Source organism: Gammaproteobacteria bacterium, from assembly GCA_017999615.1.
Taxonomy (GTDB): domain Bacteria; phylum Pseudomonadota; class Gammaproteobacteria; order JAABTG01; family JAABTG01; genus JAGNLM01.
In genome coordinates this window covers 52,166-76,511 of sequence record JAGNLM010000005.1, presented here as the reverse complement: position 1 = coordinate 76,511, position 24,346 = coordinate 52,166, and the positions used below count along the sequence as shown (strand labels likewise).

Genomic DNA, 24,346 nt, shown 5'->3' with positions numbered 1-24,346 from the left:
CCCTCTCCGGTCCGGACGGTAAGCGTCAGAACATTGCACCCAGAGTGAACTGGAACACCTGCGTGTCGTCGCCGCTCTGCTTGTTGAGGGGCCACGCAAAGCTCACGGAGATGGGTCCGAGCGGAGAATACCAGTTCGTCGCCACGCCGGCCGAGTACCGTATCGGCCCCTCGTCCTCCGTGCTGACCTGGTCGTCCGTGATCCAGACGTTGCCCGCGTCCACGAACGTGCTGAGCCGCACGGACTTCGAGTCCTTCGCGAAAGGCATGGGCATCAGGAGCTCGGCCGAGGCATAGGCCCGGAAGTTTCCGCCCGTCGGGTCGTCGTAGTTGTCGCGCGGACCGAGCGTGTTGTCCCGGAAACCGCGCACCGAGCGGATGCCGCCCGCGTAGAAATACTCGAAGAACGGCAAGCTCTTGGTGCCACCGAAGCCGTCCCCGTAGGCCGCCTCGCCGGTCAGGTGGAAGGTGAACCGCTCGGTGAGGGCCTGATACCACTCCTGGCGCAGCGTCAGCTTGTAGTACGACAGGTCCCCGCCGGGGATGTCGACCTCACCGCTCACCCGCGTGATGCCGCCCTCGTCGGGGAAGATCGCGCGGTTGCGCGTGTCGTGCGCGTACCCGAGCGTGACGGGGACCACGGTGTACTCGTCGCCCTCCTCATCCAGGAAGTCCTGCACGACGTTCGAGGGATAGGTCCCGGTCTTGATCTTGATGTGCTCGCCGCCGACCCCGAGGTTGATGGTGTCGTGCTCCGTCAGCGGGATCCCGAAGTGCACGTTGCCGCCGTAGCGGTCCGCGGTGTAGTCGCTGATGTTCGCGTCGTTGGCGTCCACCTTGCGCTTGTAGACGTCGAACCCACGGCTGACCCCGTCCGCCGTCCAGTACGGGTTCGTGTAGGAAAAGAGGTAGGTCTGCAGGACCTTGCTGTTGTTGAAGATGAGCTGGACCCGCTTTCCAGTGCCGAGGAAGTTCTCCTGGCTGATGCTCGCGTTGAAGATCAGGCCCTGGGTCTGGGCATAGCCGATGCCCGCCATCAGGTTGCCCGACGGGCGCTCCTTCACGCTGTAATTGACGTCCACCTCGTCCGTGGTTCCGGCGACGGCCGGGGTCTCCACGTTGACCTCCTCGAAGAAGCCGAGCCGCTCCAGGCGCTGCTGGGAGCGCTTGACCTTGCTCGTCGAGATGGGGGCGCTCTCCATCTGGCGCATCTCGCGCCGCATGACCTCGTCGGAGGTGCGGGCGTTGCCCTTGAAGGCGATGCGGCGCACGTACACGCGCTTGCCCGGATCGACGAAGAAGGTCAGGTTGACCGTCTTGGTCTTCTCCTGGATGTCCGGGATCGCGTTGATGTTCGCGAAGGCGTAGCCCTCGTCCCCGAGGCGCTCGGCGATCTTGCTGCTGGTCTCGGTCACCTGCTTGCGCGAGAACTCCGCGCCCTGCCGGATCCCCACCAGCTTCGAGAGCTCGTCCGCCGCGACCGGGAGCTCCCCCGCAAGCTTGACCTCGCCAATCCGGTATCGATCACCCTCGGAGAGGTTGACCGTCAGGAAGACGTCCTTCTTGTCCGGGCTCAGGGAGACCTGCGTCGAGTCGATGTTGAAGTTGATGAAGCCGCGGTCCAGGTAGAAGGAGCGCAGCGCCTCGAGGTCGCCCGAGAGTTTCTGCTTCGAGTACTGGTCGTTCTTGGTGAACCAACTGGTCCAGGTCGGCGTCGACAGTTGGAAGAGGTCGAGCAGCGTGTCTTCCGAGAAACTCTGGTTCCCGACGATCCGGATCTGCTCGATCCGGGCGATGTCTCCCTCGGTGATGTCGAAGTTGACGCCCACGCGGTTGCGCTCGAGGGGCGTGACCGTGGTCTCCACCTTCACACCGTAGCGGCCCTGGGAGAAGTAGAGCTCGCGCAGGTCCTGCTGCACCCGATCGAGGATCGCCTGATCGAAGATGCGGCCCTCCGCGAAACCGACCTCCTTCAACGAGTCCTTGAGCTTGTCGGTCTCGAGATTCTTGTTCCCGGAGAAGGAAATCTCTCCGATCGCCGGCCGCTCGACGACGTTCACGACCAGCACCTGGCCCTCGCGCAGGAGCGTGACGTCCTGAAAGAATCCCGTCTTGAACAGGGCCCGCACCGCCTCGGCGGAGCGCGCGTCGTCGAAGGTCTCCCCGGCCTTGACGGGAAGATAATTGAACACCGTGCCGGCCGAGATCCGCTGCAACCCGTCCACGCGGATGTCGCGCACCACGAAGCTCTCCGCCGCCAGAGCGGCCGGCGAGACCCAGAGTGCGATGAGAAACGGGGCGAGGAAAGCCCGGGCAAACGAGGTCATGTCGTGATCAGAGGTACCGCGGTCTAACCCAGCACGCGCGCCAGGTCGTTCATGAACGCCAGACTCATGAGCCCGATGAGCATGGCGAGCCCGACCCGCTGACCGATCATCTGCACTTCCTCGGACACGGGCCTACCCTTAATCAGTTCAACCAGATAATACATCAGGTGCCCCCCATCCAGTAGCGGAATCGGGAGCAGGTTCAGGACCGCCAGGCTGACGCTGACGACCCCGAGGAACTCCAGAAAGCGCGAGAGGCCCCCGCGCGCCGAGTGTCCCGCGTATTGGGCGATGCTGATGGGACCGCTCAGGTTGTCGACCGAGACCTGCAGGGTCAGCATCTTGCCGATCATGCGCAGGGTGAGCGTGGAGACCTCCCAGGTCCTGGCCGCCGCCCGCCCGAAGGCCGCGAAGGGGCCATACCGTTCGGTCGTGTAGTAAGCGGCCTCGATGTCCTCGTCGACCCGCACCGCGGCGCCGACCCGGCCCACCTGCCCCTGCGCTCCCTCGACCAGGTCGGGACGCACTTCGAGGGTGACGGTGGCGCCCTCGCGCTCCACTTCCAGTACGATGTCGCGTCCCCCGTGGGAACGGACGTACTCGACCCAGCTCTGCCAGTTCCCCACGGGCTGGCCGTCTGCGCTCGTGAGCCGGTCGCCGGGCCTCAGACCGGCCCTGGCGGCGGCTCCACCGGGCTCGACCTTCCCGATCGCCGGGGCCAGTTCCTGCCGTGCCGGCCGCACCCCCAGACGCTCGAGGACCGAGCCGGCGGCGAGCTCCTCGAGCTCGGTCCCCCGGAGATCCAGCTCCACCTCCCGCGTGGCCCCACCGCTGCGGCGCACCTCCAGCAGGACGGGCGTGCCGTCGAGGGCCGCGTCGATGAGCCCCTGCAGCACCCCGTCCCAGCTCACGATGGGCTCACCGGCGACGGCCAGCACCTCGTCCCCTGCCTTGAGGCCCGCTCCCGCTGCCGGGGAGCCCGCCTCGACCGAGCCGACGAGCGGCCGCAGGCCCGTCACGCCCACGACGAACATCAGCCAGTAGGCGAACAGGGCAAAGGCGAAGTTGGCGGCCGGGCCCGCCGCGACCACGGCGAACCGCACCCACAGGGGCTGGCGGTTGAAGGCCCGCCCCCTCTCCCCCGCTGCCACGGGCCCTTCCCGCTCGTCGAGCATCTTGACATAGCCGCCGAGCGGCAGGGCCGCCACGACGTACTCGGTGCGGTCCGGCCCGTACCGGCGCATCCACAGCGGCCGCCCGAAGCCCAGGGAGAATCGCAGCACCTTCACGCCCAGCCGCTTGGCCACCGCGAAGTGGCCGGCCTCGTGCACCGTGATGAGGATGCCGAGCGCCACCAGGAACCAGACGAGGCTGGAGAGCGCTTCCATGGCTCAGGCGGGCCCGGGCTCGAGCCGGCGCACGACGGCGAGGGCAAACTCCCGCGACCTCCGGTCGTCATCGAGGATCACGCCGAGCTCCTCGGCCGGACGCGCGGGCAGGGCCGACAGGGCCGCCTCGATGACGCGCGGGATGTCCGTGAAGCGCAGCCGGCGGCCGAGAAAGGCCTCCACGGCGACCTCGTTGGCAGCGTTGAGGATCGCGGGGGCCGTGCCGCCCGCCCCCGCCACCTCGCGGGCGAGCCGCAGGCAGGGGAAGCGGTCCGGGTCGGGGGGCTCGAAATCCAGCCGCCCGATGGACACCAGGTTCAGGGTTGCGACGCCCGATCCGATGCGCTCGGGCCAGGCCAGCGCGTGGGCGATGGGGGTACGCATGTCGGGGTTCCCGAGTTGCGCCAGCACCGAGCCGTCCTGGTATTCGACCATCGAGTGGATGACGCTCTGGGGATGCACCAGGACCTCGACCCGATCGGGAGTGGTGCCGAACAGCCAGCAGGCCTCGAGCACCTCCAAGCCCTTGTTCATCATGGTGGCCGAGTCCACCGAGATCTTGCGCCCCATCACCCAGTTCGGGTGGGCGCAGGCCTCTTCCGGCGTCGCCGCAGCGAGACTCGCCAGCGTGCGGGTGCGGAACGGCCCCCCCGACGCGGTCAGCAGGATACGGCGCACGCCGACCGAATCCAACCCGCGGCCGTAGTCGGGCGGCAGGCACTGGAAGATGGCGTTGTGCTCGCTGTCGATGGGCAGGACCTCGGCACCGTGGCGGCGCGCGGTGTCCAGGAACAGGCGCCCCGACATCACAAGCGCTTCCTTGTTGGCGAGCAGTATGCGTTTTCCTGCGCGCGCCGCGGCAAGCGTCGGGAGCAAGGCTGCGGCACCGACGATCCCGGCCATCACGCTGGAGACCTCGGGCAACTGGACGACGGTCTCCAGACCCGCGACGCCCGAGAGCACCTGGACCGTCGGTGCCGAGGCGCTGAGGCGCTGCGCGAGGCGCCGGGCCGCGTCCGCGTCGGCCATGACCGCGAAGGCAGGCGTCCAGCGCTCGCACTGCTCGGCGAGCCGGGCGTCGTCGGTATTCGCCGTGAGGGCCACGACGCGGAAGCGGTCCGGGTGGCGGGCGACGACATCCAGGGTGTTCAGGCCGATGGTGCCCGTCGCGCCGAGGACAGCGACGCCCTTCACGGCGGCCCCCCGGCCCAGTGCACGAGCAGCAGGAAGACCGGCGCCGCCGCGGTCAGGCTGTCGATGCGGTCCAGAACGCCGCCGTGGCCCGGCAACAGGTCGCCGCTGTCTTTGACCCCGGCCTCGCGCTTGAAGAGGCTCTCGGTCAGGTCACCCAGCACCGACGCGGCCACGGTGCCCGCCGCCACCAGCAGCAGGGCGGGCCACCGCGCGGGCGGCAGCCCCGCCACGAGGGCGGCGGTGAGGGTCCACGCGAGCGCGGCCAGCGTGCCGCCAACGACCCCTTCCCAGCTCTTCGCCGGGCTCACCCGGACGGCGAGGCGCCGGCGGCCCCAGCGCCGTCCCGCGAAGTAGGCTCCGATGTCCGCGAGCCACACCAGGGCGGCCAGGAAGAAGACCCACGCGGGTCCCCGCGCCCCCTGCCCGTGCAACGCCACCAGGGCCAGCCAGGCCGGCACCAGCGTCAGGAGACCGGCCAGCGCCCGCAGCCCTGCCGAGGCCGGGAGCCCTGTGCCGGATCGCTCGTAGCGCAACACCAGGCCCAGGGCGGCGAGCCACCAGAGGGCCCCCGCGAACAGTACGAGGGCGAGCCCGCCCCGGTGCACGAGGAGTGCCGCCGCCCCGAGGACCGCAGCGAGCACGAGCAGGAAGACCCAGCGGTGGGCTGCGTCGGTCCAGCCGGCGAGCCGCGACCACTCCCAGCCCCCCGCGAGGACCACCCCCGCGGTGACGGTGGCGAATGCAGGGGTCGGAAGCCAGAAGATGGCCGCGAGCGCACCGAGCCCCAGGACCACGGCGGTGAGGACGCGCTGTCTCAGACCGCTCACCGTCGGCCTTCAGCCGTGCTCGCCTTCGCCCTGCTCGGCCTGTTTCCCCGTCTTCCCGAACCGCCGCTGGCGGGCCGCGTAAGAGGCGAGGGCCTGGTCGAGAGCCTCGGCGTCGAAGTCGGGCCAGAGCGTGTCCGTGAAATAGAGCTCCGTGTAGGCGAGGTCCCAGAGCAGGAAGTTGCTGATCCGCCGCTCCCCCCCGGTCCGGATGAAGAGGTCCGGCTCCGGCACGCCGTGGAGGCAGAGGTGGGAGGCGAAGGCCTCGAGGTCGACCTGCCCAGGGGTGAGCGTGCCGGAATGCACTTCCTCGGCCACCCGCCGCGCGGCCTGGACCACGTCCCAGCGCCCCCCGTAATTGGCCGCGATGATCAGTTGCAGCCCATCGTTCGCCAGGGTCAGGCGTTCCGCCTCGTCGATACGCTCCTGGAGCTTCGCGTTGAACGCGGTGCGCTCCCCGACGACCCGCACGCGGACGTTGTTCTCGTGGAGCTCCTGCACCCGCTGCTCGAGCGCGGTCAGGAACAGCCCCATCAACAGGCCGACCTCCTCTTCAGGCCGGCGCCAGTTCTCGCTGCTGAAAGCGAAGACGGTGAGGACCTTCACACCGCGCCGGCCCGCGGTCTCGACCGCGGCCCTCAGGGCATCCACGCCGGCCTTGTGGCCGGCAAACCGGGGAAGGTGACGGCGCTCGGCCCAGCGGCCGTTGCCGTCCATGATGATGGCGACGTGCCTCGGAACCCGCTTCTCGCGCCGGGCGGTCTGCTCGACGACTGGCATGGCGGGGCCCGACCTCAGATTTCCATCAGGTCCGATTCCTTCGCCTGCAGGACCTTGTCGACCTCTGCGATGAACCGGTCGGTCAGCTTCTGGACCTCTTCCTCGGCCCGCCGCTCCTGGTCCTCGGAGACCAGCTTCTCCTTGACGAGCTCCTTCAGCGCGTGGTTGGCCTCCCGGCGGACGTTGCGCACCGCGACCCGAGCCGCCTCGGCCTCGTGGCGTACGACCTTGATCAGGTCCCGGCGACGTTCCTCGGTCAGGGCCGGCAACGGAACCCGGATGAGGGTCCCCGCGGTGACCGGGTTGAGTCCCAGGTCCGAGTCCCGGATGGCCTTCTCGACCGCGCTGACCATCCCCTTGTCGTACGGCGAGACCCCCAGGGTCCGGGCATCCTGGACCGACACGTTCGCCACCTGGTTGAGGGGCATGTCGGACCCGTAGTAGGAGACCCGGACGTGGTCCAGCAGGCTCGGGTGTGCCCGCCCCGTGCGGACCTTGCTCAGCTCCTGGCGCAGGGCGTCGATGCTCCGCGTCATCCGGGTCTTGGCATCGGTGGTGACGTCGTTGATCGTCATGGAACTCTCTCCACGTACTCAGGCGCCGGGGCGTGTCGCGCTCACCAGGGTCCCCACCGGCTCCCCGGAGACGACACGCATCAGCACACCGGGCTGGTTCATGTCCACCACCCGCAACGGCAGGCCGTGGTCACGGCAGAGGACGACGGCGGTGGCGTCCATCACCTTGAGCTTGCGCTCGATCACCTCGTCGTATCCGAGCCAATCGTACCGCTGGGCCGAGGGATTGCGAACCGGGTCGTCGGAGAACACCCCGTCGACCTTGGTCGCCTTGATCATGAGGTCCGCGTTCACCTCGACCGCGCGCAGGGCGGCCGCGGAGTCGGTGGTGAAGAACGGGTTGCCGGTCCCCGCGGCGAAGACCACCACCCGCCCCTTCTCCAGGTGGCGTACCGCCCGGCGCCGGATGTAGTCCTCGCAGACCTCCTGGATCCGGATGGCGGACATCACGCGCACGAACAGACCGGTGCGCTCGAGCGAGTCCTGCAGGGCGAGGGCGTTGATGACCGTGGCCAGCATGCCCATGTGGTCGCTCGTGACCCGGTCGAGCCCCGAGGCCGCCAACGCCGCACCCCGGAAGATGTTGCCCCCGCCGATCACCAGGGCCACTTCGACGCCCGCCGCCCGGACCTCCCCCACCGCCCGCGCCACGCGGGCGAGGACGAGCGGGTCGATCCCCCACTCCCCCTCGCCCATCAGCGCCTCGCCGCTCAGCTTGACCAGAATCCGGCGATAGGCCGTGGAACCCGTCCCCTGCTCCATCTTCGCTTCCATCACGCTCCGTCCTCGCAGGGGCCGGGGCGCGTCAACGACCCACCTGGGCCATGACCTCTTCCGCGAAGTTGCCCGACTTCTTCTCCAGGCCCTCGCCGACGGCAAAACGCTCGAAGGCGAGCACCCGCGCCTTGTGCTTGGCCAGGAGTTGGGCGACGGTCGTCTCGGGGTCCTTGACGAACGGCTGACCGAGGAGCGTCACCTCCTGCATGAACTTCTTGACCCGCCCCTCGACCATCTTCTGGACGATGTCCGCGGGCTTTCCGCTCTCCTGGGCCTGGGCGAGGTAGATCTCCCGCTCCTTGGCGACCAGCTCCGCCGGCAGCCCCGCGGCGTCGATCGCCACCGGGCGGCTGGCCGCCACGTGCATGGCGATGTCCTTCGCGAGCGCGGCGTCACCGCCTTCCAGGTGCACGACGACCCCGATCCGGGTTCCGTGCCGGTAGACACCGAGCACCCCCGCCCCACCCTCACGCCAATAGACGCGGCGCACGTTCATGTTCTCGCCGATCTTGGCGATGAGCTCGCGCCGGCGTTCCTCCACGGTGAGCCCGCTGCGCCCCGGCAACGCCACCGCGCCCAGGGCGTCCACGTCCGCGGGCGCGGCCGCGAGCGCCGCGGCGGCCACCTCCTGGGCGAACGTCTGGAACTCGTCGCCCTTGGCGACGAAGTCGGTCTCACTGTTGACCTCGACCATCGCAACGGCAGCGCCGCCCGGCGACGTCTCGAGGGTCACCACACCCTCGGCCGCGACCCGGCCGGCGCGCTTGTCCGCCTTTGCCGCACCGGACTTGCGCATCAACTCCACGGCGGCCTCGATGTCGCCCTTCGCCTCCACCAGCGCCTTCTTGCAGTCCATCATGCCGGCGCCGGTCCGCTCGCGCAGCTCGCGCACGAGTGCTGCGTTGATTTCCATAGGAACAGGCCTCGCTATCCGCGCGGGAGGGGGTCCTCCCGCGGACGTGGAATCCGACCCGGCAGGCCCCTCGGAGCCCCCGGGCGTCCGTCAACCCCCTGCGGCGGCTTCCGCGGCCAAGTCGTCGGCAGCCGAATCCGGCTCCGCCGCGTCTCCTGCCGCGCCGCGCACGGGCGGGCGTGCCGCCGCCGGGCGGCGCCGGGCCGGCCGCCGCGCGGAGCCCTCGTCCGCCTCCTCGGGCTTGCCCGTCAGAACGGCCTGGGCCCGATCGCGCCCGTCGATGATGGCGTCGGCGACGCCGCCCACGTAGAGCTGGATCGAGCGAATCGCGTCGTCGTTGCCGGGAATGACGTAGTCCACGCCGTCCGGGCTGTTGTTGGTATCCACCACGCCCACCACCGGGATCCCGAGCTTGGCGGCTTCGCTGATGGCAATCTTCTCGAACCCCACGTCGATCACGAACAGCGCGTCGGGGAGCCCGCCCATGTCCTTGATTCCGCCGAGGCTGGCCTCGAGCTTCTGCAGCTCGCGCCGCAGCAGCAGGCCTTCCTTCTTGTTCACGCGGTCCACGCTGCCGTCTTCCATCATCGCCGACAGCTCCTTCAGCCGGGCGATGGACTGCTTGACGGTCTTGAAGTTCGTGAGCATGCCGCCGAGCCAGCGCCGGTTCACGAAGGGCATGCCGCAGCGCTGCGCCGCCTCGCGCACCGCGTCCTGGGCCGAGCGCTTGGTGCCGACGAACAGGATCATGCCGTTGTTCGCGGCCATGCGGCCGCAGAAGTTCACGGCGTCGAGGTAGAGAGGAAGGGACTTCTCGAGATTGATGATGTGGATCCGGTTGCGGTCGCCGAAGATGAAGGGCGCCATCTTGGGGTTCCAGAACCGGGTCTGGTGGCCGAAGTGCACGCCGGCCTCCAGCATGTCGCGCATCGTCACTGCTGCCATCGGATTCGTCCTCGCGGGTCGGGTTGAGCCTCCACGCGCCCCGCGCGCCAACCCCGGGCTTTGAGCCACGGGGCACCCCGGCGCACGTGACGGCACGTGTGAGTCGTTTCGGCCCGCTGCTCGATGCCGAGCCCGGGCCTCGGTTTGCCTTTACGGGGCGCCGGTTTATACCATAGCGCCCCTTGTGGCGACAATCGGCCTGCCGCGCCAGCCCGAGACCCGAGACCCATGGCCGTCACGATCAAGACCCCCGAGGAGATCCAGAAGATGCGCGTCGCCGGGCGCCTCGCCGCCGAGGTGCTCGAGGTCGTGGCGCCCCACGTCCAGGCGGGCGTCACCACGGCCGAGCTCGACCGGGTCTGCCACGACCACATCGTGAGGGTGCAGGGCGCCGTGCCGGCGCCGCTCAACTACCACGGGTTCCCGAAGTCGATCTGCACCTCGGTGAACCAGCAGGTCTGCCACGGCATCCCCGGCGAGCGCGTGCTGCGCGGCGGGGACATCGTCAACATCGACGTGACCGTCATCAAGGACGGCTACTACGGGGACACGAGCCAGATGTTCCTCATCGGCGACGTCTCCGTGCAGGCCCGCAGGGTCTCCCAGGTGAGCCGGGAGTGCCTGCTTCTCGGCCTCGCCCAGGTCCGCCCCGGCGCGTCCCTACGCTCGATCGGACGGGTGATCCAGCGCCACGCGGAGGCGAACGGCTGCAGCGTCGTGCGCGAGTACTGCGGGCACGGGATCGGCCGGGAGTTCCACGAGGACCCGCAGGTGCTGCACTACGACGACCCGAAGTCCTCCCTCGTACTGCAGTCCGGCATGACGTTCACGATCGAGCCCATGCTGAACGCGGGCAAACGCCAGGTGAAGGTGCTGCCCGACGGTTGGACGGTCGTCACCAAGGACCACAGCCTCTCGGCCCAGTGGGAGCACACGGTGGTGGTCACCCCCGAGGGCTGCGAGGTGCTCACGCTGCGCTCGGACGAGAGCCTGTGAGCGAGGGCGGGCCCGCCCCCGACGACGACACCCCCAGCGGCGCCCCCCCCCTCGACGTGCGGGCGCTCGCGTCGGCGCTGCCGGCGGCCCGCCTCGCCGCCGGCCTGCGCGAGGCCCTGAGGGGCGCACGCCGGGAGATCCAACTCCGCTACCAGGCCGGGCTCGCCGTGGGCGAGCGGCTGCACCAGACCTCGGACCTGGCCGACCAGGTCCTGACGGGCCTGTGGGACCACGTCCTGGGTCCCCACGCCGGGGCGGCGGCGCTGGTGGCCGTGGGGGGCTACGGGCGGCGCGAGCTCTTCCCGTCCTCCGACATCGACGTCACGGTCGTGATCGAGCCCGATTGCCGGGAGCGTTGCGCGGGCGAGGTCGAGCGCTACCTCACCCTGCTCTGGGACGTCGGCCTCGAGGTGGGGCACAGCGTGCGCACCGTGGAGGACTGCGCGCGCGAGGCCCGCGCCGACCTCACTGTGGTCACGAACCTGATGGAGGCGCGCCACCTCGCCGGCTCGCCGGCGCTCTTCGAGGGGATGCGCGAGGCGACGGGGCGCGAGCGCGTCTGGCCGAGCGCCGAGTTCTTCGCCGCAAAGCTCGCCGAGCAGCAGGGACGCCACGCCAGGCTCGACGACGCCGTCTACAACCTGGAACCGAACGTCAAGGAGGGCCTCGGAGGCCTGCGCGACGTCCAGCTCATCGGCTGGGTCCTGAAACGGCACTTCGGCGCGAACGACCTCGGCGACCTGGTCCGCACCGGGTTCCTGAGCCGCAGCGAGCACGCCACGCTCATCGAGGCGCGCGACTTCCTGTGGCGCGTGCGCTTCGGCCTGCACGACCTGACCGGGCGGCGCGAGGACCGCCTGCTGTTCGACCATCAGCGCGCCCTGGCGCAGTCCTTCGGCTACCGCGACGACGGCCACCAGCTCGGCGTGGAGCGCTTTATGAAGGACTACTACCGGGCGATCGGCGAGATCGACCGCCTCGCGGAGCTGCTGCTGCAACTCTTCCGGGAAGCCATCCTGACGGCCGACGAGCCGGGCGGGACCACGCCGATCAACTCCCGTTTCCGTGCGCGCGGCGGGTACGTGGAGGCCACCGCCGAGCGCCTCTTCGAGCGCTACCCGTTCGCGCTGCTGGAGGTGTTCCTGGTCCTGCAGCAGAACCCGAGCCTGCGGGGGGTGCGCGCCTCCACCATCCGTCTCATCCGCGACCACCGCCACCTCATCAACGACACCTTCCGCGCCGACATCCGCAATCGCAGCCTGTTCCTCGAGATCCTGCGCCAGCCCCGGGGCGTGACCCACGCCCTGCGCGCCATGCACCGCTACGGCGTGCTCGCCGGGTACGTCCCCGCGTTCGGGGCCATCGTGGGCCAGATGCAGTACGACCTCTTCCACGTCTACACGGTCGACGAGCACACGCTCGCGGTGGTGCGCAACCTCCGCCGCCTCGCCTCCGGGGGGGGCATCGAGGAGACACCCCGCGCCGTGGAGGCGATGAAGGCCCTACCGAAGCCGGAGCTGGCCTACCTCGCGGCGCTGTTCCACGACATCGCCAAGGGGCGCGGCGGGGACCACTCCGAGCTCGGCGCGGGGGATGCGCTGCAGTTCTGCCTGCGCCACGACCTGAGCGCCCACGACGCGCGCCTGGTGGCCTGGCTGGTGCGTCACCACCTGACGATGTCGGGCACGGCCCGGCGCGAGGACATCACGGACCCGGCCGTCGTGGACCGCTTCGCACGGCTCGTGGGCAACGAGGTCCACCTGAACTACCTCTACGTGCTCACGGTCGCCGACATCCGCGGCACCAGCCCCAGGGTCTGGAACGGCTGGAAGGCAGCGCTGCTCCTCGAGCTCTACGAGGCCACGCTGCGCGCCCTGCGCCGTGGGCTCGAAAACCCGGTGGACAAGGCCGAGCTCGTCGCCGAGGCGAGGGACGAGGCGTGGGGACGGCTGACCGAGCTCCGGCGCACCGACGTGCGCGTCGCGCGTTTCTGGGGCGGGCTGCCGGAGGACTATTTCCTGCGCCACTCGCCGGAGGAGATCGCGCGCCACACGCGAGCGGTGCTCTACAGCTCGCCCGAGGACTTTCCCCTGGTCGAGGTCAGCCCCCGCAGCCGGCGCGGCGGCACCGAAGTCTTCGTCCTCACCCGCGACCGGGACTATCTCTTCGCGACCGCGACCACGGTGATGGACCGGCTCGGCCTCGACATCCAGGACGCCCGGATCGCCACCTCCCGCAACGGCACGGTGCTGGACACCTTCATCGTGCTCGACGAGAACGGCGGGCCCCTCACGGACCCGGAGCGCCTGCGCGAGGTCTCGGAGACCCTGCGCCGGGAGCTCGCCGCCATCTCCGGCCCGCCGGCTCCGGTGAGCCGCAGGGCGCACCGCCGCCTGCGGCACTTCCCGGTGGCCACCGAGGTCCGGTACCGGGACGACGTCGCCGGACGCACCGTCGTCGAGGTGACGGCCACCGACCGGCCGGGCGTGCTGGCGCGGATCGCCGTCGCCCTGAGCGAGAGCGGCGTGAGCCTGCACAGCGCCCGTATCGCGACCTTCGGGGAACGGGTCGAGGACCTCTTCTACGTCACGGACGGGAACGGCAAGCCCCTCGCGGCGCCGGCGCGCGCGCGCCTGGGGGACCACGTTCTAAGGGCGCTGGCGGACTGAGCCCCACGCCCCGCGGCGGGGCGACGCCCCGGGCCACCCGGGCCCCAGCGGCCCCTCCGGTCACCCGGGCGTGTTGCTCTCCACCCAGCGTTCGCCCCCGGGGGTCACCTCCTTTTTCCACAGGGGCGCCCGATGCTTCAGCTCCTCGATGAGGTAGCGGCAGGCATCCAGGGCGGGCCCCCGGTGGGCCGACCGCGCGGCCACGAGGACGATGGGGTCCCCGGGCAGCAGGTGTCCCACCCGGTGCACGACGAGCACGTCGAGAAGCCCCCAGCGCTCCGTGGCCTCCCCCGCGATGCGCTCGAGGTAGCGCTCGGTCATCCCCGGGTAGTGTTCGAGCGTCATCTCCCGCACGGCATGGGGACCGTTGAAATCGCGGGTGGTGCCCATGAACACCGCCGTGGCGCCGGAATTGCCCGCGCCTCCCTCCCCGGCCGGCGAGGTCCAGGCCGCGAGCTCGGCCCAGGGGTCGAAGGGCGTGGGTCGAATCTCTACCCGCATGGCCTCAGCCCCCCGTGACGGGCGGGAAGAAGGCCACCTCGTCGCCGTCGCGCACCGGGTGCGAGAGGTCGACGTACTCCAGGTTGACCGCCACGAGCGTGTGGGGCGGCAGGGGCCCGCCGCCGACCTGCTCCCAGACCTCCCGCACCGTGCCGACGGTCCCCGGCCCGAGGGAGTCCCCGGCCCTTCCCATCCGTTCCTTCAGGCTGGCAAAGTACCGTACCGTGATCGCCACCCTCACCTCCTCCCGCCCCGCCGAGGGCTGCCCCCCGGGGTGTCCAGTATGCCCCGCACCGCAAGGCACATGAGTATGCGCGAGCTGACCCATTTCAACGACGCGGGCGAGGCCCACATGGTCGACGTCGGCCCCAAGCCTGCGACCCACCGAGTCGCCGTCGCCGAGGGCACCATCCGGATGGCTCCCGCCACCCTGCGCCTCATCGTCGAGGGCGGCCACAAGAAGGGCGACGTGCTCGGCGTGGCCCGGGTGGCGGGGATCATGGCCTCCAAGCGGACCGCCGACCTCGTCCCACTCTGCCACCCCATCGCCCTCACCCGGGTCGAGCTCGACCTCGAGCCCCACGACGACCCGCCATCGGTCCACTGCCGGGCCCGGGCCGAGACGGTCGGCCCCACCGGCGTGGAGATGGAGGCCCTCACCGCGGTGCAGGTGGCCCTGCTCACCGTATACGACATGTGCAAGGCCGTCGACCGGGGGATGACCCTGACCGACATCCGCCTGCTGGAGAAATCGGGGGGCAAGTCGGGCACCTGGCGGCGGCCACCGGCCGAGACCCCCTGACCGCCCCCGGGCGAGGCCGCTCCCGGCTCGCTCACTCGCAGACCACGGGAACCCGGTCGGTGAGCTCGATGCCCGCGAGGCTCACGCGGGCGCGGTAGGCCAGGACCTCCACCCCTGCGGCCACCGCCTCCCGAAGCGTGCGCCCGTAGACCGGGTCGATGGCGTCCGCGGGGCGGACCTCGCTCACGTCGGCGCGCTGAACGCAGAAGAGCAGGGCTGCCCGCTCGCCCGCCGCCACCACGGCCATCAGTTCGCGCAGGTGCTTGCTCGCCCGCCGGCTCACCGCGTCGGGAAAGAGCGCGACACCCCCCTGCACGGCCGCCGTGACATTCTTCACCTCGAGGAAGCAGCGCGCCCCACCCTCCGGCCGGGACAGCAGCAGGTCCACCCGGCTCCCCTCACTGCCGAACCGGACCTCCCCGCGCACCTCCCCGTAGCCTCCGAGCTCCGGGACCACACCCGCGCGAATCGCCTCGCGCACCAGCCGGTTGGCGAAGAGCGTGTTGACACCGACGAGGGCGCCGCCCCCCACCTCCACGAGGTCCCAGCGCAGGGCCAACTTGCGGCCCGCCCCGGACACGTCGCTCAGCCAAACCCGGAGTCCCGGGTCCGCGCAGCCCATGAGCGAGCCCGTGTTCGGGCAGTGGGCGGTCACCCGTCGGCCGTCCGGCAGGTCCACGTCCACGAAGAAGCGCTGGTAGCGCCGCGCCAGGCGGCCCCCGGTCAGCGCCGAGGAGAACTGCATCGGTCTCACTCCCCGGGGGCCGCACCCCCCGCCCGCGCGCCCTCTCCGAAACCGGGCGGCCCGCGGCCGCGGGCCCCGGACCCCGACCCCTTGCCCCGGCCGCCGGCCGGGGCCACCCCTGGGGTATACTGGCCCCGCGGCCTTGCAGTGCCAGACCGTGCCGGAAACCTCCCCACGCCCCGAGCGGGTGCACGGGTGGTTCTCCCAGAAACCCACGCCCACCGCAGCCGCCGATGCCCTGGCGCCGGCCACAGGAGCGCAACCATGAGCCACGCCGTCGAACCCCGTCAGATCGAGCAGCGCATCCGCAGCCTGGAGCACCACCTGGAGCGGGAGAACCCGATCCTGCTCGAGTCGGTGCGCAGCTTCCGCGAGCTGGACGCCGTAGCCTACCGCCTCGGACTGCTCGGTCGCGACGAGTCCTATGCCACCCGCGTCTCCTGGTGGCCACTCATCTCCATCCTGGGCACCTTCTCCTCGGGCAAGTCGACCTTCCTCAACAACTACCTCGGGGTCCGCCTGCAGTCGACGGGCAATCAGGCGGTGGACGACAAGTTCACCGTGATCACCTACAGCAACGACGGCACGAGCCGCGTCCTGCCCGGGCTCTCGCTCGACGCCGACCCGCGGTTCCCCTTCTATCAGGTGAGCGCCGACATCGAGGCCGTCGCGACCGGCGAGGGCCGGCGGGTCGACGCCTATCTCCAGCTGAAGACCTGCCCGAGCGAGAAACTGAGGGGCAAGATTCTGATCGACTCCCCGGGCTTCGACGCCGACGCCCAGCGCACGTCGACGCTGCGGATCACCGACCACATCATGGACCTCTCGGACCTGGTGCTGGTCTTCTTCGACGCCCGGCACCCCGAGCCCGGGGCGATGCAGGACACCCTCGAGCACCTGGTCACCAACACCTTCCACCGGCCCGATTCCAACAAGTTCCTCTACGTCCTGAACCAGATCGACACCGCAGCGCGCGAGGACAACCCCGAGGAGGTGTTCGCTGCCTGGCAGCGGGCCCTCGGCCAGCGCGGCCTCACCGCCGGCCGCTTCTACCGGATCTACAGCCCGGAGGCCGCCGTGCCCATCGAGGACCCGGTCAAGCGCCAGCGCTTCGAGGCCAAGCGCGACCAGGACCTGGCCGAGATCCACGGTCGCATGCAGCAGGTCGAGGTGGAACGCGCCTACCGGCTCGTCGGCGTGCTGGAGAAGACCGCGAAGAACATCGAGGGGGACTGGGTGCCGCGGCTGCGCCAGGCCAAGGAGGCCTGGAAGCGCCGGGTACTCTGGACCGACGCCGCGATCGCCGGTGTCGTGCTGGTCCTGGGGCTGGCCCTGGCCCTGTACACCGGCCTCTGGCAGGACTTCTCGCTCGAGGCCTGGCGCAAGGGCGAGACGTCCCTCGCCTGGATCATCGGGGCCTCGGTCGGGGTGCTGGCCTTGCTGACCTTGGCGCTCTACGCCCACTTCACCGCCCGGCGCGTGCACGCCCGGCGCATCGGCCAACAGCTTGGCGCCGACATCCCGCACCTGCTCACCCGGGAGTCCCTGCGCAAGGCGTTCGCGCGCAACACCGCCCCCTGGCGCTCGATCTTCTTCACCCGCCCGGCCGGCTGGGGCAAGCGCGCGCGCCGGAGACTCGCCGCGGTTCTCGCCGAGGCCGACCGTTACGTACAGAGCCTGAACGACCGCTTCACCAATCCGTCGGGGCTGAAGGCGCCCGGGGTGACAGCGGCCGAGGTGGCGGCGGCCTCCAAGCCCGCCGCGGCCCCCGGACCGGCAACGGCGCCGGAATCGCCCGCGGCAAGAGCCGGGGCGGTCTAGCCCGTCTCAATCGGGGGCGTCAGGACATCGAAGCGCCGTCCGGCGGGTCACCTGCCGGGTGGCGCCGGTGCGAGCGAGCCCTCAACCAGCGAGCCCACAACCAGCGGCCCACAACCCCGGAGTCCGGTTAGCACCCGGCGACGGACGCCGCCCAGTCCAGGATGACCGCGACCCGCGGCACCACCAGGTCGCGCGCGGCGGCCCGGTTCACCCACCGGAACTCCTCGTGCTCGGCACGCCCGAGCGCCGGGTTCACCGAGAGCGTCACCTGGTGCTCGGCGGTCTCCGCCACGTAGTACCGGGCGACCTTGCCGCGCCCGTAGGGTGGGGTATCCCTGTAGTCGAACCCCCAGCGAAAATCCAGGTCCGTGATGCCCGTCTCCTCCATCACCTCGCGACGGGCGGCGTCGATGGGCTCCTCCCCCGGCTCCACCTGGCCCTTCGGGAAGTCCCAGTAGCGGAAGGCACGCAGGAGCAGGAAGCGGCAGGTCTCCCCCTGCCGGCGCAGGACGACCACCCCGGCGGAAAAACGGGAAACGCCCTCACCCATCCTCGCACCCTCCGTCACGTGCACCGGAACCATGGTAATCCATCTGCCGTCGTTCTCGTGACGGCCCTCGACGGTGGCCCCCGCGAGCCACAGCGAGGAGGAGAAAGCGTGACGACCCCCCCGGCCCAACCGCCCGCTCCGTCGCCGGCGAACAAGAATCTATCTGAGATATCCTCCAAAACCAATTGACTTTAAAGGCTCCGACAGGTTGAAAAAGTGTCAAGCGCGTGTCAAGTTTTCCGATGAGTGCCCGGGAATGCCGCGATCTCCGTGAGGACCATCACAGATTGGAACGGTCAGGGCGCACGCGCTGTCGAGACAGTTGACGGGCGAGCCGACAAAGGGTAGGGAAGAACGGCTCATCCCCTTGTGATTGCGGGCTTTCGGAACCCCTTGCACGCTTGTTGCATCACGAGAGTCGGCATCCATTCGAGCGCACCGACATGAGACGCTGGAGCATCTGGGCGAGTTACCGCGACGTGGAAGGCCGGGGCCTGGCGGAGACCTATCACGCGCTGCTCGAAGCGCCGAGCCGCGAGGAGGCGTTGACGCTGGCGGTCACCGCGCAACGCCTGCCCGTCGGGTTCACCTGCGACGACGACGTCCCGGAACCGGAGTGGCACACGCCGGGACGGCACGTACTGCTCGAGGCCCGGGAGTCGTTCCAGACCTGGGCCGACCAGGAGGGCCACGCCTGGGAGATCGGCTTCGACTGGGTCGAGGAGCTCGCCGAGCCCGCCGCTTGAGGGATCAGACCCTGTCCCGCGTTGCGCCCGCCGCGTTCCGACACCTAGAATCCGCCGGGACGCCGGTTTAGCTCAGCTGGTAGAGCAGCCGCCTTGTAAGCGGCAGGCCGGGGGTTCGACTCCCTCAACCGGCACCACCCCCCTCCCGTAGCCATCGACCCAGCACTCGTGCCCGGCCTCCTCTCCGGTACCGGTGCTCATGAGTGCTCTCCATTATCCGCCCGTCGGCACCCCGCGGGCCCTCGGGGCCCATGCCGTTGCGGCTCGCCTCGACCGAGGGGTTAGGCATCACCGAGGTTGACAAAGTGGTGAGAAAGGTTGACAATATGACTCATGAACGTTGACAAAGCATGAGCAAGGTCCGTTCGGGCGGAGAGCCGGTCAGGAGGTTCTTGATTGAGAACGTCGAGGACCACCCCGCTGACATTGTGCGCCTGACCGCAGAAAAGTTCGGGTGCTCGCGGCAGGCCGTGCACAAACACTTGCAGCGCCTCATCGCCGAAGGCGCAGTGGTCGAGAGCGGGCAAACGCGAAACAAGCGCTACGCGCTTGCACCGTTGGAGAGGTGGGACAAGCACTACGCCGTAGGCCCATCACTGGCAGAGGACGCAGTATGGCGCGGCGAGATCGCCCCCCTGCTTGGAAAGCTGCCAGAAAACGTGCTGAGCATCTGGCACTATGGCTTTACGGAGATGTTCAACAACGTGATTGATCACTCCGGCGCGCGCCATGTATTCCTCTCCCTCTCGAAGACCGCCGCGGCGACGACTGTGGACATCTACGACGACGGGGTCGGCATCTTTAAGAAGATCCAGGCGGCATTGGCGCTTGAGGACGAGCGGCACGCTGTTCTGGAGCTCGCGAAGGGCAAGTTCACAACGGATCCGGCTAACCATTCAGGCGAAGGCATCTTCTTCGCCTCGCGAATGTTCGATCGCTTCGTCATTGCCTCTGCGGAGGTCTACTTCTCGCACCACTTTGAAGAGAAGGAGGACTGGATCCTCCAGGCCAGCTCTGCCCAGGGTGGAACGCTCGTACGTATGGTCCTTCACAACCATACCGCGCGGACAGTGAAAAAGGTCTTCGACAAGTTCACGTCTGACGAAGACTACGGCTTCACCAAGACTGTTGTGCCTGTCAAGCTCATGCGCTACGGCGACGACAACCTTGTCTCCCGGTCACAGGCGAAGCGGCTCTTGGCTCGGTTTGATCGATTCAAGGTGGTCGTCCTTGACTTCTCTGGTGTCGCATCCGTTGGTCAAGCGTTCGCCGATGAAGTCTTCCGCGTGTTCAGCTTAAAGCACCCAGAGGTTGAGGTTGTCCCGGTACGCGCGTCGTCCGAGGTCAAGCGGATGATTTCTAGGGCGCTGACGCTCGGCGCAGACCATGGCATGTGACGCCTCACCAGATTTCGATGGACGAACCGTCCGCATAGGCGGGCTTCGTGTAGGCCCTGGAGCACAGGTTGTTCCGCTGGTCAATGGCTTAGCGTCGCCGTCCGAGCTTCTTCTTAGAGCGTTATGCGGCGGTCTGGCGGCATAAGCACCGTCGCTGGCGACCGGTCCCGCAACCGGGCCTGTCAGGGGGAACGGCAGCTTGTTGATCCAGAGGGGTCCTTCGAGGCGGAGCCGCCCATGGCCGCAGTGCGTCGGGACCCGCCCTTCCCTGGCCGGGTCCAGCCGCCGCCGGAGTGTAAAGCTGGCCGACACCGGCGAATGACTGGGGCCCCAGAGGCGAGGGCATCGGGCTGTCGACGGCTGTCCGGTCATCACGCCGCCAGCACCCGCTGCACCACCGACACCCCGACACCCAGCGTGCGGGCGATCTTGCCGATGCCGGCGCCCTTCGCCCGCGCCTCCCGGATCTGCTCCTCGACCTTGGCCGACACCCTGGGCCGCCCGAGCCGCTTACCCTCCATCCTCGCCCGCTGCAGCCCGGCCTTCAACCGCTCCTGGATGAGCGCCCGCTCGAACTCCGCGAACACCCCGAGCATCTGGAACAGAGCCTTGCCGGAGGGGGTGGTGGTATCGACGCCCTGCTGGTGCAGGGAGAGGTCGATGCCAAAGGCGTGGACCTCGTTCAGGAACCCCACCAGGTCCTGCAGGCTGCGCCCCAGGCGGTCCACCGACCACGCGACCGGGTGACCCTGACCGCAGACGACCACGACAGAGCCAGTCCTACTTCGAGGCTACCGAGATGCGGTCGTTCAGCTGAACCCGCACCTCGCCCCGGTCCACCGTCTGCTCCTGGCGCCGGACCATCTGGGTCAGGTTGGCTTCGGTCAGGAAGCGCAGCGGGACGTTCGGGCGGTCGTCCAGGTAGGCCGAGGTCTCGACCAGGCGGCGGATGGCGTCGTCGATGAAGCTCGGGTCCACGCCCGGGGAGAGGATGGCGTAGCGCACCTCCTCGCGGGCGGCACCCTTCAGGGGCTCGTTGTAGGCCAGCGTTTGGAACAGGATCACCCTCGCCACGTAGGACCCGTAGGGCGGCATCCCGGCGTAGTGCTGGGCGTCCAGCTCTTGGGCGAGCGCCGGCTGGTCACCCGCGACCGCCGCCACGTCCGCCTTGATGGCGGGCGCCAGGGCGCGCTGGCCGAGGCGCGTCACGATCTCCTGGCGGATGGGCTCGTAGCCCGGGTCGACGTGGTGCAGGTGGATGGCGTAGGCGTCCTGCGGGCGCTCGGCCCACATCCGCGCCACGGTGCGGGCGAGGAGCCGCAGCATCCCTCGCACCCGCTGGAAGTTGTCCAGGGTCGAGGTCTTCTCGCGCAGGGTGTCGATCAGCTCCGGGTGGAGCGGAAAGCCGCTGCGGAAGAGATCGAGGCGCTTGTCGGTGGCGCCGTAGACCGCCAGGTGCTCGCGGTGGCTCTCCCAGAGGTGCTGGTAGGGGGCGATCACTTCGGCGGCGCGGGCGTCGTCCACCTCGACGAAGAGCCGGCGACGCAGCACCTTGACGGTCTCGTCCTCCTCGGTCGGATCGAGCAGCGCCGCTTTGCGGGCCGACACGCTCTCGGCCTCGGCCATGCAGTCAGCGATGAAGCGGTTCTCGGCGCTGTAGGCGTCGATGGCGGCCCCGCCCTTGCCTATCGCGAGCGTGTAGACGAGCGCCGCCCTCCTCGTCGCTGCGGCGCACCCGCTCGTAGCCCGCGCGCCCCGCGAGCGCGTAGGCCAGCTCGCCCCAGGGGGTGTAGGCGCGCACCCCTTCGCCGAGGGGACGACCGTTGGAGGGATCGGCGTTCTCGCCGTCGAAGGCCGCGATGCGCACCGCCCCGGTGGGCAGCAGGCCGGGGTCGACGAACTCCCTCACGTTCGGCACGCGGGCGGCGCGGCGGGCGACGTGGGAGAGCGCGATCAGGGCGTAGGTCTTGCCGCTGACCCCTCCCGGGAACGCGCCCCCAGCGGAGCGCCGGTGCGAATGCGCCGGGCTTCCGTCGCGCTGAGGTAGCCCGCGCTTGTTGTTTCGAGGATTGTCGGCCAGCAGGAGAGCGGGTACCAGCGTCTCGAGGGGCGCGCAGCCATGCCAGCTCTGAGATCACCCGGTGGGACCTGAGGTTCACCGGAGCCGAGACTCAGTTTCGAGGCCGAGGCGAGGGAGCGGCAGGGGATGCGCTCAAGATCTCGGAGCAGACCGAGGTGTAGGGAGTAGCCGGGCGTGGCGAATCACCATTCAGTCGGTCAGCCAGCCCCGCACCGTGTCGGGACCCGGGATCCCCCCCGAGTGCACCACCTTGCCGTCAATCGCCACACCCGGGGTCTGCAGGATGCCGTAGCTCACGATCCGGGCGAGGTCCGTCACCTTCTCCAACTGGACCTCCACCCCCGCCTGACGGGCCGCCTCGCGGATCACATTGTGGGTAATCTCGCAGTTGCGGCACCCCGCTCCCAGCACCTCGATGCGCTTCACTGTCGTTTCTCCTTCACAGCACCGCGTTGAACACGTAGCCCACGACCAGCACCCCGAAGGCCACCACCCCGACGAACGCGGCAATCAGCGGCCAGCGCAGCACCTTGCGCAGAATCAGGATCTCCGGCGCCGAGAGCGCGATCACGCTCATCATGAAGGCGAGCGTCGTGCCGAGCGCCGCGCCCTTGCCGATCAGCGCCTCCACCACCGGGATGATGCCGGCGGCGTTGGTGTACATGGGCACCCCGAGCAACACCGCCGCCGGCACCGCCCACCACACGTCCGCGCCCATGAACGAGGCGAGGAAGTCCTCGGGCACGTAGCCGTGGATCCCGGCGCCAAGCCCGATGCCCACCAGGACGTAGGGCCACACGCGGCCCACGATCTCGCGCAGGTGTCGGCCACCGGCCTCGAAGCGCTCGACCCACGTGTGGGCGGCTCCCTGAGGGGCCGCGGCCTCACCCAGGTGGATCGCGCGCACCCAGTCTTCCAGGTGGCGCTCCATGCGCAGGCGACCGATCACGAGCCCGGCGAGGACAGCGACCGTCAGCCCCAGCCCCAGGTAGAGCGCTGCCACCTTCCAGCCGAAGAGTCCCAGCAGCAGCGCGAGCGCGACCTCGTTGACCATCGGCGCGGAGATCAGGAACGAGAAGGTGACCCCCAGGGGAACCCCGGCGGAGAGGAAGCCGATGAAGAGCGGGACCGCCGAGCAGGAACAGAACGGGGTGACGATGCCGAGCAGCGCCGCCAGGGAATTGCCGACCCCGAGCCTGCGGCCCGCCAGCAGAGCGCGGGTGCGCTCCGGGGCAAAGAACGTCTGCACCACGCCCATGACGAAGACGACCCCGACCAGCAGGAGCAACACCTTCGGCGCGTCGTAGAGGAAGAAGTGCACGGCCTCGCCGAAGCGGGTGGCGCGGGAGAGGCCGAGCAGGGCGACGGTGGCGTCCGCAAAGTCCGTGAGGTGGACGTAGGCGAGCCACCAGAGCGCACCGGCGAGCGGCAGCCCCAGGAGCCAGGCCGGCCGCCGGGGCAGGTCACGCAGGCGGGCGGTGCCCTCACCCTGCCAGGTCATGGTGAGCCCCGGCGCCGGCCGATGGCGCTCAACTCACGCTTGAGCGCGAGGGGGTCCAGCTCGTCCACCGGGAGGGCCACGAAGCCCTGGATCCGCTCGTACAATTGCTGATACGCCCGGGCAAACGCGAGACGCTTCTCCTCGTCGGAGCCCTCCACCGCCGCAGGGTCCGGCACGCCCCAGTGGGCCGTCACGGGATGGCCCGGCCAGACCGGGCAGACCTCGTTCGCCGCGTCGTCGCAGACGGTGAACACGAAGTCGAGCGCAGGTCCCCCGGGCGCGGCCAATTCGTCCCAGCTCTTGCTGCGGTACCCATCGGTCGGCGCCCCGAGACGCTCACGGGTCTGCTCCAGGGCGAGCGGGTTGACCTTGCCGGTCGGGTAACTGCCCGCACTGAAGGCGTGAAACCTGCCCGCCCCAAGGGCTTTCAGGATGGCCTCGGCCATGATGGAGCGGGCCGAGTTCCCGGTGCACAGGAACAGCACGTTGAAAGGGCGGGTCATCCTCGGTCTCGTGTCGCACTCCTTACTTTTAAAATCCTAGAATAGTCGTGCTGCGTCAATCCCCCTCCGTGTCCGGCCTGCCCGCCGCGATGAGACCACCCCGAGCCCCTACCCGCCCCCGGACTCCCCACCCTCGTCCTCGGCCGAGTCGCCGCCGGACTCGTGCTCCGCGGACGGGGCACCCGACGCCTCGCCCGGAGTCTCGCGGCGCCTCGCCTCGGTTTTCGCCTGTTGTTTGGCCTGGCGTTTGGCGGCCTTGGCCTTGGTGCGTTGGTTGCGCTCGAATGCGTAATTGGGCTTGCGGGTTGCCATG

General features: G+C 69.6%; 24 protein-coding genes, 1 tRNA gene and 1 pseudogene. 7 read left to right on the top strand and 19 right to left on the bottom strand.

What is annotated here, in order from left to right:
• Window positions 1-25: 25 nt before the first annotated feature.
• The 9 genes from bamA to rpsB all read right to left on the bottom strand — a co-directional run bounded on the left by bamA (window position 26) and on the right by rpsB (window position 9,722).
• Window positions 26-2,326 (bottom strand): outer membrane protein assembly factor BamA, encoded by a 2,301-nt coding sequence (gene bamA, locus KA217_06505; protein ID MBP7712102.1) that lies wholly within the window; start codon window positions 2,324-2,326, stop codon window positions 26-28.
• 23 nt (window positions 2,327-2,349) lie between these two features.
• Window positions 2,350-3,714, bottom strand: a complete 1,365-nt coding sequence (gene rseP / locus KA217_06500; protein MBP7712101.1) for an RIP metalloprotease RseP — start codon at window positions 3,712-3,714, stop codon at window positions 2,350-2,352.
• A gap of 3 nt (window positions 3,715-3,717) precedes the next feature.
• Complete coding sequence (locus KA217_06495) at window positions 3,718-4,908, bottom strand: 1-deoxy-D-xylulose-5-phosphate reductoisomerase (GenBank protein ID MBP7712100.1); 1,191 nt, start codon at window positions 4,906-4,908, stop codon at window positions 3,718-3,720.
• On the bottom strand, window positions 4,905-5,735 hold the full coding sequence (locus KA217_06490; GenBank protein MBP7712099.1) for a phosphatidate cytidylyltransferase: 831 nt from the start codon (window positions 5,733-5,735) through the stop codon (window positions 4,905-4,907). Before KA217_06490 ends, KA217_06495 begins: the two co-directional genes overlap by 4 nt.
• 9 nt (window positions 5,736-5,744) lie before the next feature.
• A complete protein-coding gene (locus KA217_06485; GenBank protein MBP7712098.1) occupies window positions 5,745-6,512 on the bottom strand; it encodes an isoprenyl transferase in 768 nt (255 codons plus the stop codon).
• A 14-nt stretch (window positions 6,513-6,526) separates the two neighbouring features.
• Entirely contained in the window at window positions 6,527-7,087 is a 561-nt protein-coding gene (gene frr / locus KA217_06480) for a ribosome recycling factor (GenBank protein MBP7712097.1), read from the bottom strand.
• Window positions 7,088-7,105: 18 nt separating this feature from the next.
• Window positions 7,106-7,849, bottom strand: coding sequence for a UMP kinase (locus KA217_06475; protein ID MBP7712096.1), 744 nt, complete (start codon window positions 7,847-7,849; stop codon window positions 7,106-7,108).
• A gap of 43 nt (window positions 7,850-7,892) precedes the next feature.
• The gene (locus KA217_06470; protein MBP7712095.1) at window positions 7,893-8,777 is read right to left on the bottom strand and encodes an elongation factor Ts; all 885 of its coding nucleotides are present in this window, start codon (window positions 8,775-8,777) and stop codon (window positions 7,893-7,895) included.
• Window positions 8,778-8,867: 90 nt separating this feature from the next.
• The gene (rpsB, locus tag KA217_06465) at window positions 8,868-9,722 is read right to left on the bottom strand and encodes a 30S ribosomal protein S2 (GenBank protein MBP7712094.1); all 855 of its coding nucleotides are present in this window, start codon (window positions 9,720-9,722) and stop codon (window positions 8,868-8,870) included.
• Between the two features lie 228 nt (window positions 9,723-9,950).
• Between rpsB and map the strand changes: the two genes are divergently transcribed.
• Complete coding sequence (map, locus tag KA217_06460; GenBank protein MBP7712093.1) at window positions 9,951-10,718, top strand: type I methionyl aminopeptidase; 768 nt, start codon at window positions 9,951-9,953, stop codon at window positions 10,716-10,718.
• Window positions 10,715-13,387 (top strand): [protein-PII] uridylyltransferase, encoded by a 2,673-nt coding sequence (glnD, locus tag KA217_06455; protein MBP7712092.1) that lies wholly within the window; start codon window positions 10,715-10,717, stop codon window positions 13,385-13,387. The genes map and glnD overlap by 4 nt, the downstream gene beginning before the upstream one ends.
• Window positions 13,388-13,447: 60 nt before the next feature.
• On the opposite strand, the gene KA217_06450 is transcribed toward glnD, so the two are convergent.
• On the bottom strand, window positions 13,448-13,888 hold the full coding sequence (locus tag KA217_06450) for a molybdenum cofactor biosynthesis protein MoaE (GenBank protein ID MBP7712091.1): 441 nt from the start codon (window positions 13,886-13,888) through the stop codon (window positions 13,448-13,450).
• A 4-nt stretch (window positions 13,889-13,892) separates the two neighbouring features.
• Window positions 13,893-14,123: a MoaD/ThiS family protein gene (locus KA217_06445; protein MBP7712090.1), complete on the bottom strand. Its 231-nt coding sequence runs from the start codon at window positions 14,121-14,123 to the stop codon at window positions 13,893-13,895.
• A gap of 75 nt (window positions 14,124-14,198) precedes the next feature.
• Here KA217_06445 and moaC point away from each other — a divergent pair, with 75 nt between their 5' ends.
• Complete coding sequence (gene moaC, locus KA217_06440; GenBank protein MBP7712089.1) at window positions 14,199-14,690, top strand: cyclic pyranopterin monophosphate synthase MoaC; 492 nt, start codon at window positions 14,199-14,201, stop codon at window positions 14,688-14,690.
• 31 nt (window positions 14,691-14,721) lie between these two features.
• Here moaC and sfsA read toward each other — a convergent pair whose 3' ends face one another.
• Window positions 14,722-15,435: a DNA/RNA nuclease SfsA gene (sfsA, locus tag KA217_06435; protein MBP7712088.1), complete on the bottom strand. Its 714-nt coding sequence runs from the start codon at window positions 15,433-15,435 to the stop codon at window positions 14,722-14,724.
• A gap of 264 nt (window positions 15,436-15,699) precedes the next feature.
• Between sfsA and KA217_06430 the strand changes: the two genes are divergently transcribed.
• Window positions 15,700-17,256, top strand: coding sequence for a dynamin family protein (locus KA217_06430; GenBank protein MBP7712087.1), 1,557 nt, complete (start codon window positions 15,700-15,702; stop codon window positions 17,254-17,256).
• A 127-nt stretch (window positions 17,257-17,383) separates the two neighbouring features.
• Here KA217_06430 and KA217_06425 read toward each other — a convergent pair whose 3' ends face one another.
• On the bottom strand, window positions 17,384-17,806 hold the full coding sequence (locus KA217_06425; protein ID MBP7712086.1) for an NUDIX domain-containing protein: 423 nt from the start codon (window positions 17,804-17,806) through the stop codon (window positions 17,384-17,386).
• 443 nt (window positions 17,807-18,249) lie between these two features.
• Here KA217_06425 and KA217_06420 point away from each other — a divergent pair, with 443 nt between their 5' ends.
• The 3 genes from KA217_06420 to KA217_06410 all read left to right on the top strand — a co-directional run bounded on the left by KA217_06420 (window position 18,250) and on the right by KA217_06410 (window position 19,949).
• Window positions 18,250-18,552 (top strand): hypothetical protein, encoded by a 303-nt coding sequence (locus KA217_06420; GenBank protein ID MBP7712085.1) that lies wholly within the window; start codon window positions 18,250-18,252, stop codon window positions 18,550-18,552.
• A 61-nt stretch (window positions 18,553-18,613) separates the two neighbouring features.
• Window positions 18,614-18,689, top strand: a tRNA-Thr gene (locus KA217_06415).
• Window positions 18,690-18,902: 213 nt separating this feature from the next.
• Window positions 18,903-19,949: a DUF4325 domain-containing protein gene (locus KA217_06410; protein MBP7712084.1), complete on the top strand. Its 1,047-nt coding sequence runs from the start codon at window positions 18,903-18,905 to the stop codon at window positions 19,947-19,949.
• Between the two features lie 371 nt (window positions 19,950-20,320).
• Here KA217_06410 and KA217_06405 read toward each other — a convergent pair whose 3' ends face one another.
• The 6 genes and pseudogenes from KA217_06405 to KA217_06380 form a co-directional block, all read right to left on the bottom strand.
• The gene (locus KA217_06405; protein MBP7712083.1) at window positions 20,321-20,716 is read right to left on the bottom strand and encodes a recombinase family protein; all 396 of its coding nucleotides are present in this window, start codon (window positions 20,714-20,716) and stop codon (window positions 20,321-20,323) included.
• Between the two features lie 13 nt (window positions 20,717-20,729).
• Window positions 20,730-22,047, bottom strand: a pseudogene (locus KA217_06400) (DUF499 domain-containing protein).
• Between the two features lie 171 nt (window positions 22,048-22,218).
• Window positions 22,219-22,455, bottom strand: a complete 237-nt coding sequence (locus KA217_06395; GenBank protein ID MBP7712082.1) for a thioredoxin family protein — start codon at window positions 22,453-22,455, stop codon at window positions 22,219-22,221.
• 13 nt (window positions 22,456-22,468) lie between these two features.
• Window positions 22,469-23,530, bottom strand: coding sequence for a permease (locus tag KA217_06390; protein ID MBP7712081.1), 1,062 nt, complete (start codon window positions 23,528-23,530; stop codon window positions 22,469-22,471).
• On the bottom strand, window positions 23,527-24,033 hold the full coding sequence (locus KA217_06385; GenBank protein MBP7712080.1) for an arsenate reductase ArsC: 507 nt from the start codon (window positions 24,031-24,033) through the stop codon (window positions 23,527-23,529). The genes KA217_06390 and KA217_06385 overlap by 4 nt, the downstream gene beginning before the upstream one ends.
• Window positions 24,034-24,141: 108 nt before the next feature.
• A complete protein-coding gene (locus KA217_06380) occupies window positions 24,142-24,345 on the bottom strand; it encodes a hypothetical protein (protein MBP7712079.1) in 204 nt (67 codons plus the stop codon).
• Between the last annotated feature and the right edge of the window lies 1 nt (window position 24,346).

Excerpts from the sequence above, each read along its gene's own strand:
- bamA (MBP7712102.1), bottom strand. The coding sequence starts at position 2,326 with ATGACCTCGTTTGCCCGGGCTTTCCTCGCCCCGTTTCTCATCGCACTC.
- rseP (MBP7712101.1), bottom strand. The coding sequence starts at position 3,714 with ATGGAAGCGCTCTCCAGCCTCGTCTGGTTCCTGGTGGCGCTCGGCATC.
- KA217_06485 (MBP7712098.1), bottom strand. The coding sequence starts at position 6,512 with ATGCCAGTCGTCGAGCAGACCGCCCGGCGCGAGAAGCGGGTTCCGAGG.
- frr (MBP7712097.1), bottom strand. The coding sequence starts at position 7,087 with ATGACGATCAACGACGTCACCACCGATGCCAAGACCCGGATGACGCGG.
- KA217_06475 (MBP7712096.1), bottom strand. The coding sequence starts at position 7,849 with ATGGAGCAGGGGACGGGTTCCACGGCCTATCGCCGGATTCTGGTCAAG.
- KA217_06470 (MBP7712095.1), bottom strand. The coding sequence starts at position 8,777 with ATGGAAATCAACGCAGCACTCGTGCGCGAGCTGCGCGAGCGGACCGGC.
- rpsB (MBP7712094.1), bottom strand. The coding sequence starts at position 9,722 with ATGGCAGCAGTGACGATGCGCGACATGCTGGAGGCCGGCGTGCACTTC.
- map (MBP7712093.1), top strand. The coding sequence starts at position 9,951 with ATGGCCGTCACGATCAAGACCCCCGAGGAGATCCAGAAGATGCGCGTC.
- KA217_06450 (MBP7712091.1), bottom strand. The coding sequence starts at position 13,888 with ATGCGGGTAGAGATTCGACCCACGCCCTTCGACCCCTGGGCCGAGCTC.
- moaC (MBP7712089.1), top strand. The coding sequence starts at position 14,199 with ATGCGCGAGCTGACCCATTTCAACGACGCGGGCGAGGCCCACATGGTC.
- sfsA (MBP7712088.1), bottom strand. The coding sequence starts at position 15,435 with ATGCAGTTCTCCTCGGCGCTGACCGGGGGCCGCCTGGCGCGGCGCTAC.
- KA217_06430 (MBP7712087.1), top strand. The coding sequence starts at position 15,700 with ATGAGCCACGCCGTCGAACCCCGTCAGATCGAGCAGCGCATCCGCAGC.
- KA217_06425 (MBP7712086.1), bottom strand. The coding sequence starts at position 17,806 with ATGGGTGAGGGCGTTTCCCGTTTTTCCGCCGGGGTGGTCGTCCTGCGC.
- KA217_06420 (MBP7712085.1), top strand. The coding sequence starts at position 18,250 with ATGAGACGCTGGAGCATCTGGGCGAGTTACCGCGACGTGGAAGGCCGG.
- KA217_06410 (MBP7712084.1), top strand. The coding sequence starts at position 18,903 with ATGAGCAAGGTCCGTTCGGGCGGAGAGCCGGTCAGGAGGTTCTTGATT.
- KA217_06390 (MBP7712081.1), bottom strand. The coding sequence starts at position 23,530 with ATGACCTGGCAGGGTGAGGGCACCGCCCGCCTGCGTGACCTGCCCCGG.
- KA217_06385 (MBP7712080.1), bottom strand. The coding sequence starts at position 24,033 with ATGACCCGCCCTTTCAACGTGCTGTTCCTGTGCACCGGGAACTCGGCC.
- KA217_06380 (MBP7712079.1), bottom strand. The coding sequence starts at position 24,345 with ATGGCAACCCGCAAGCCCAATTACGCATTCGAGCGCAACCAACGCACC.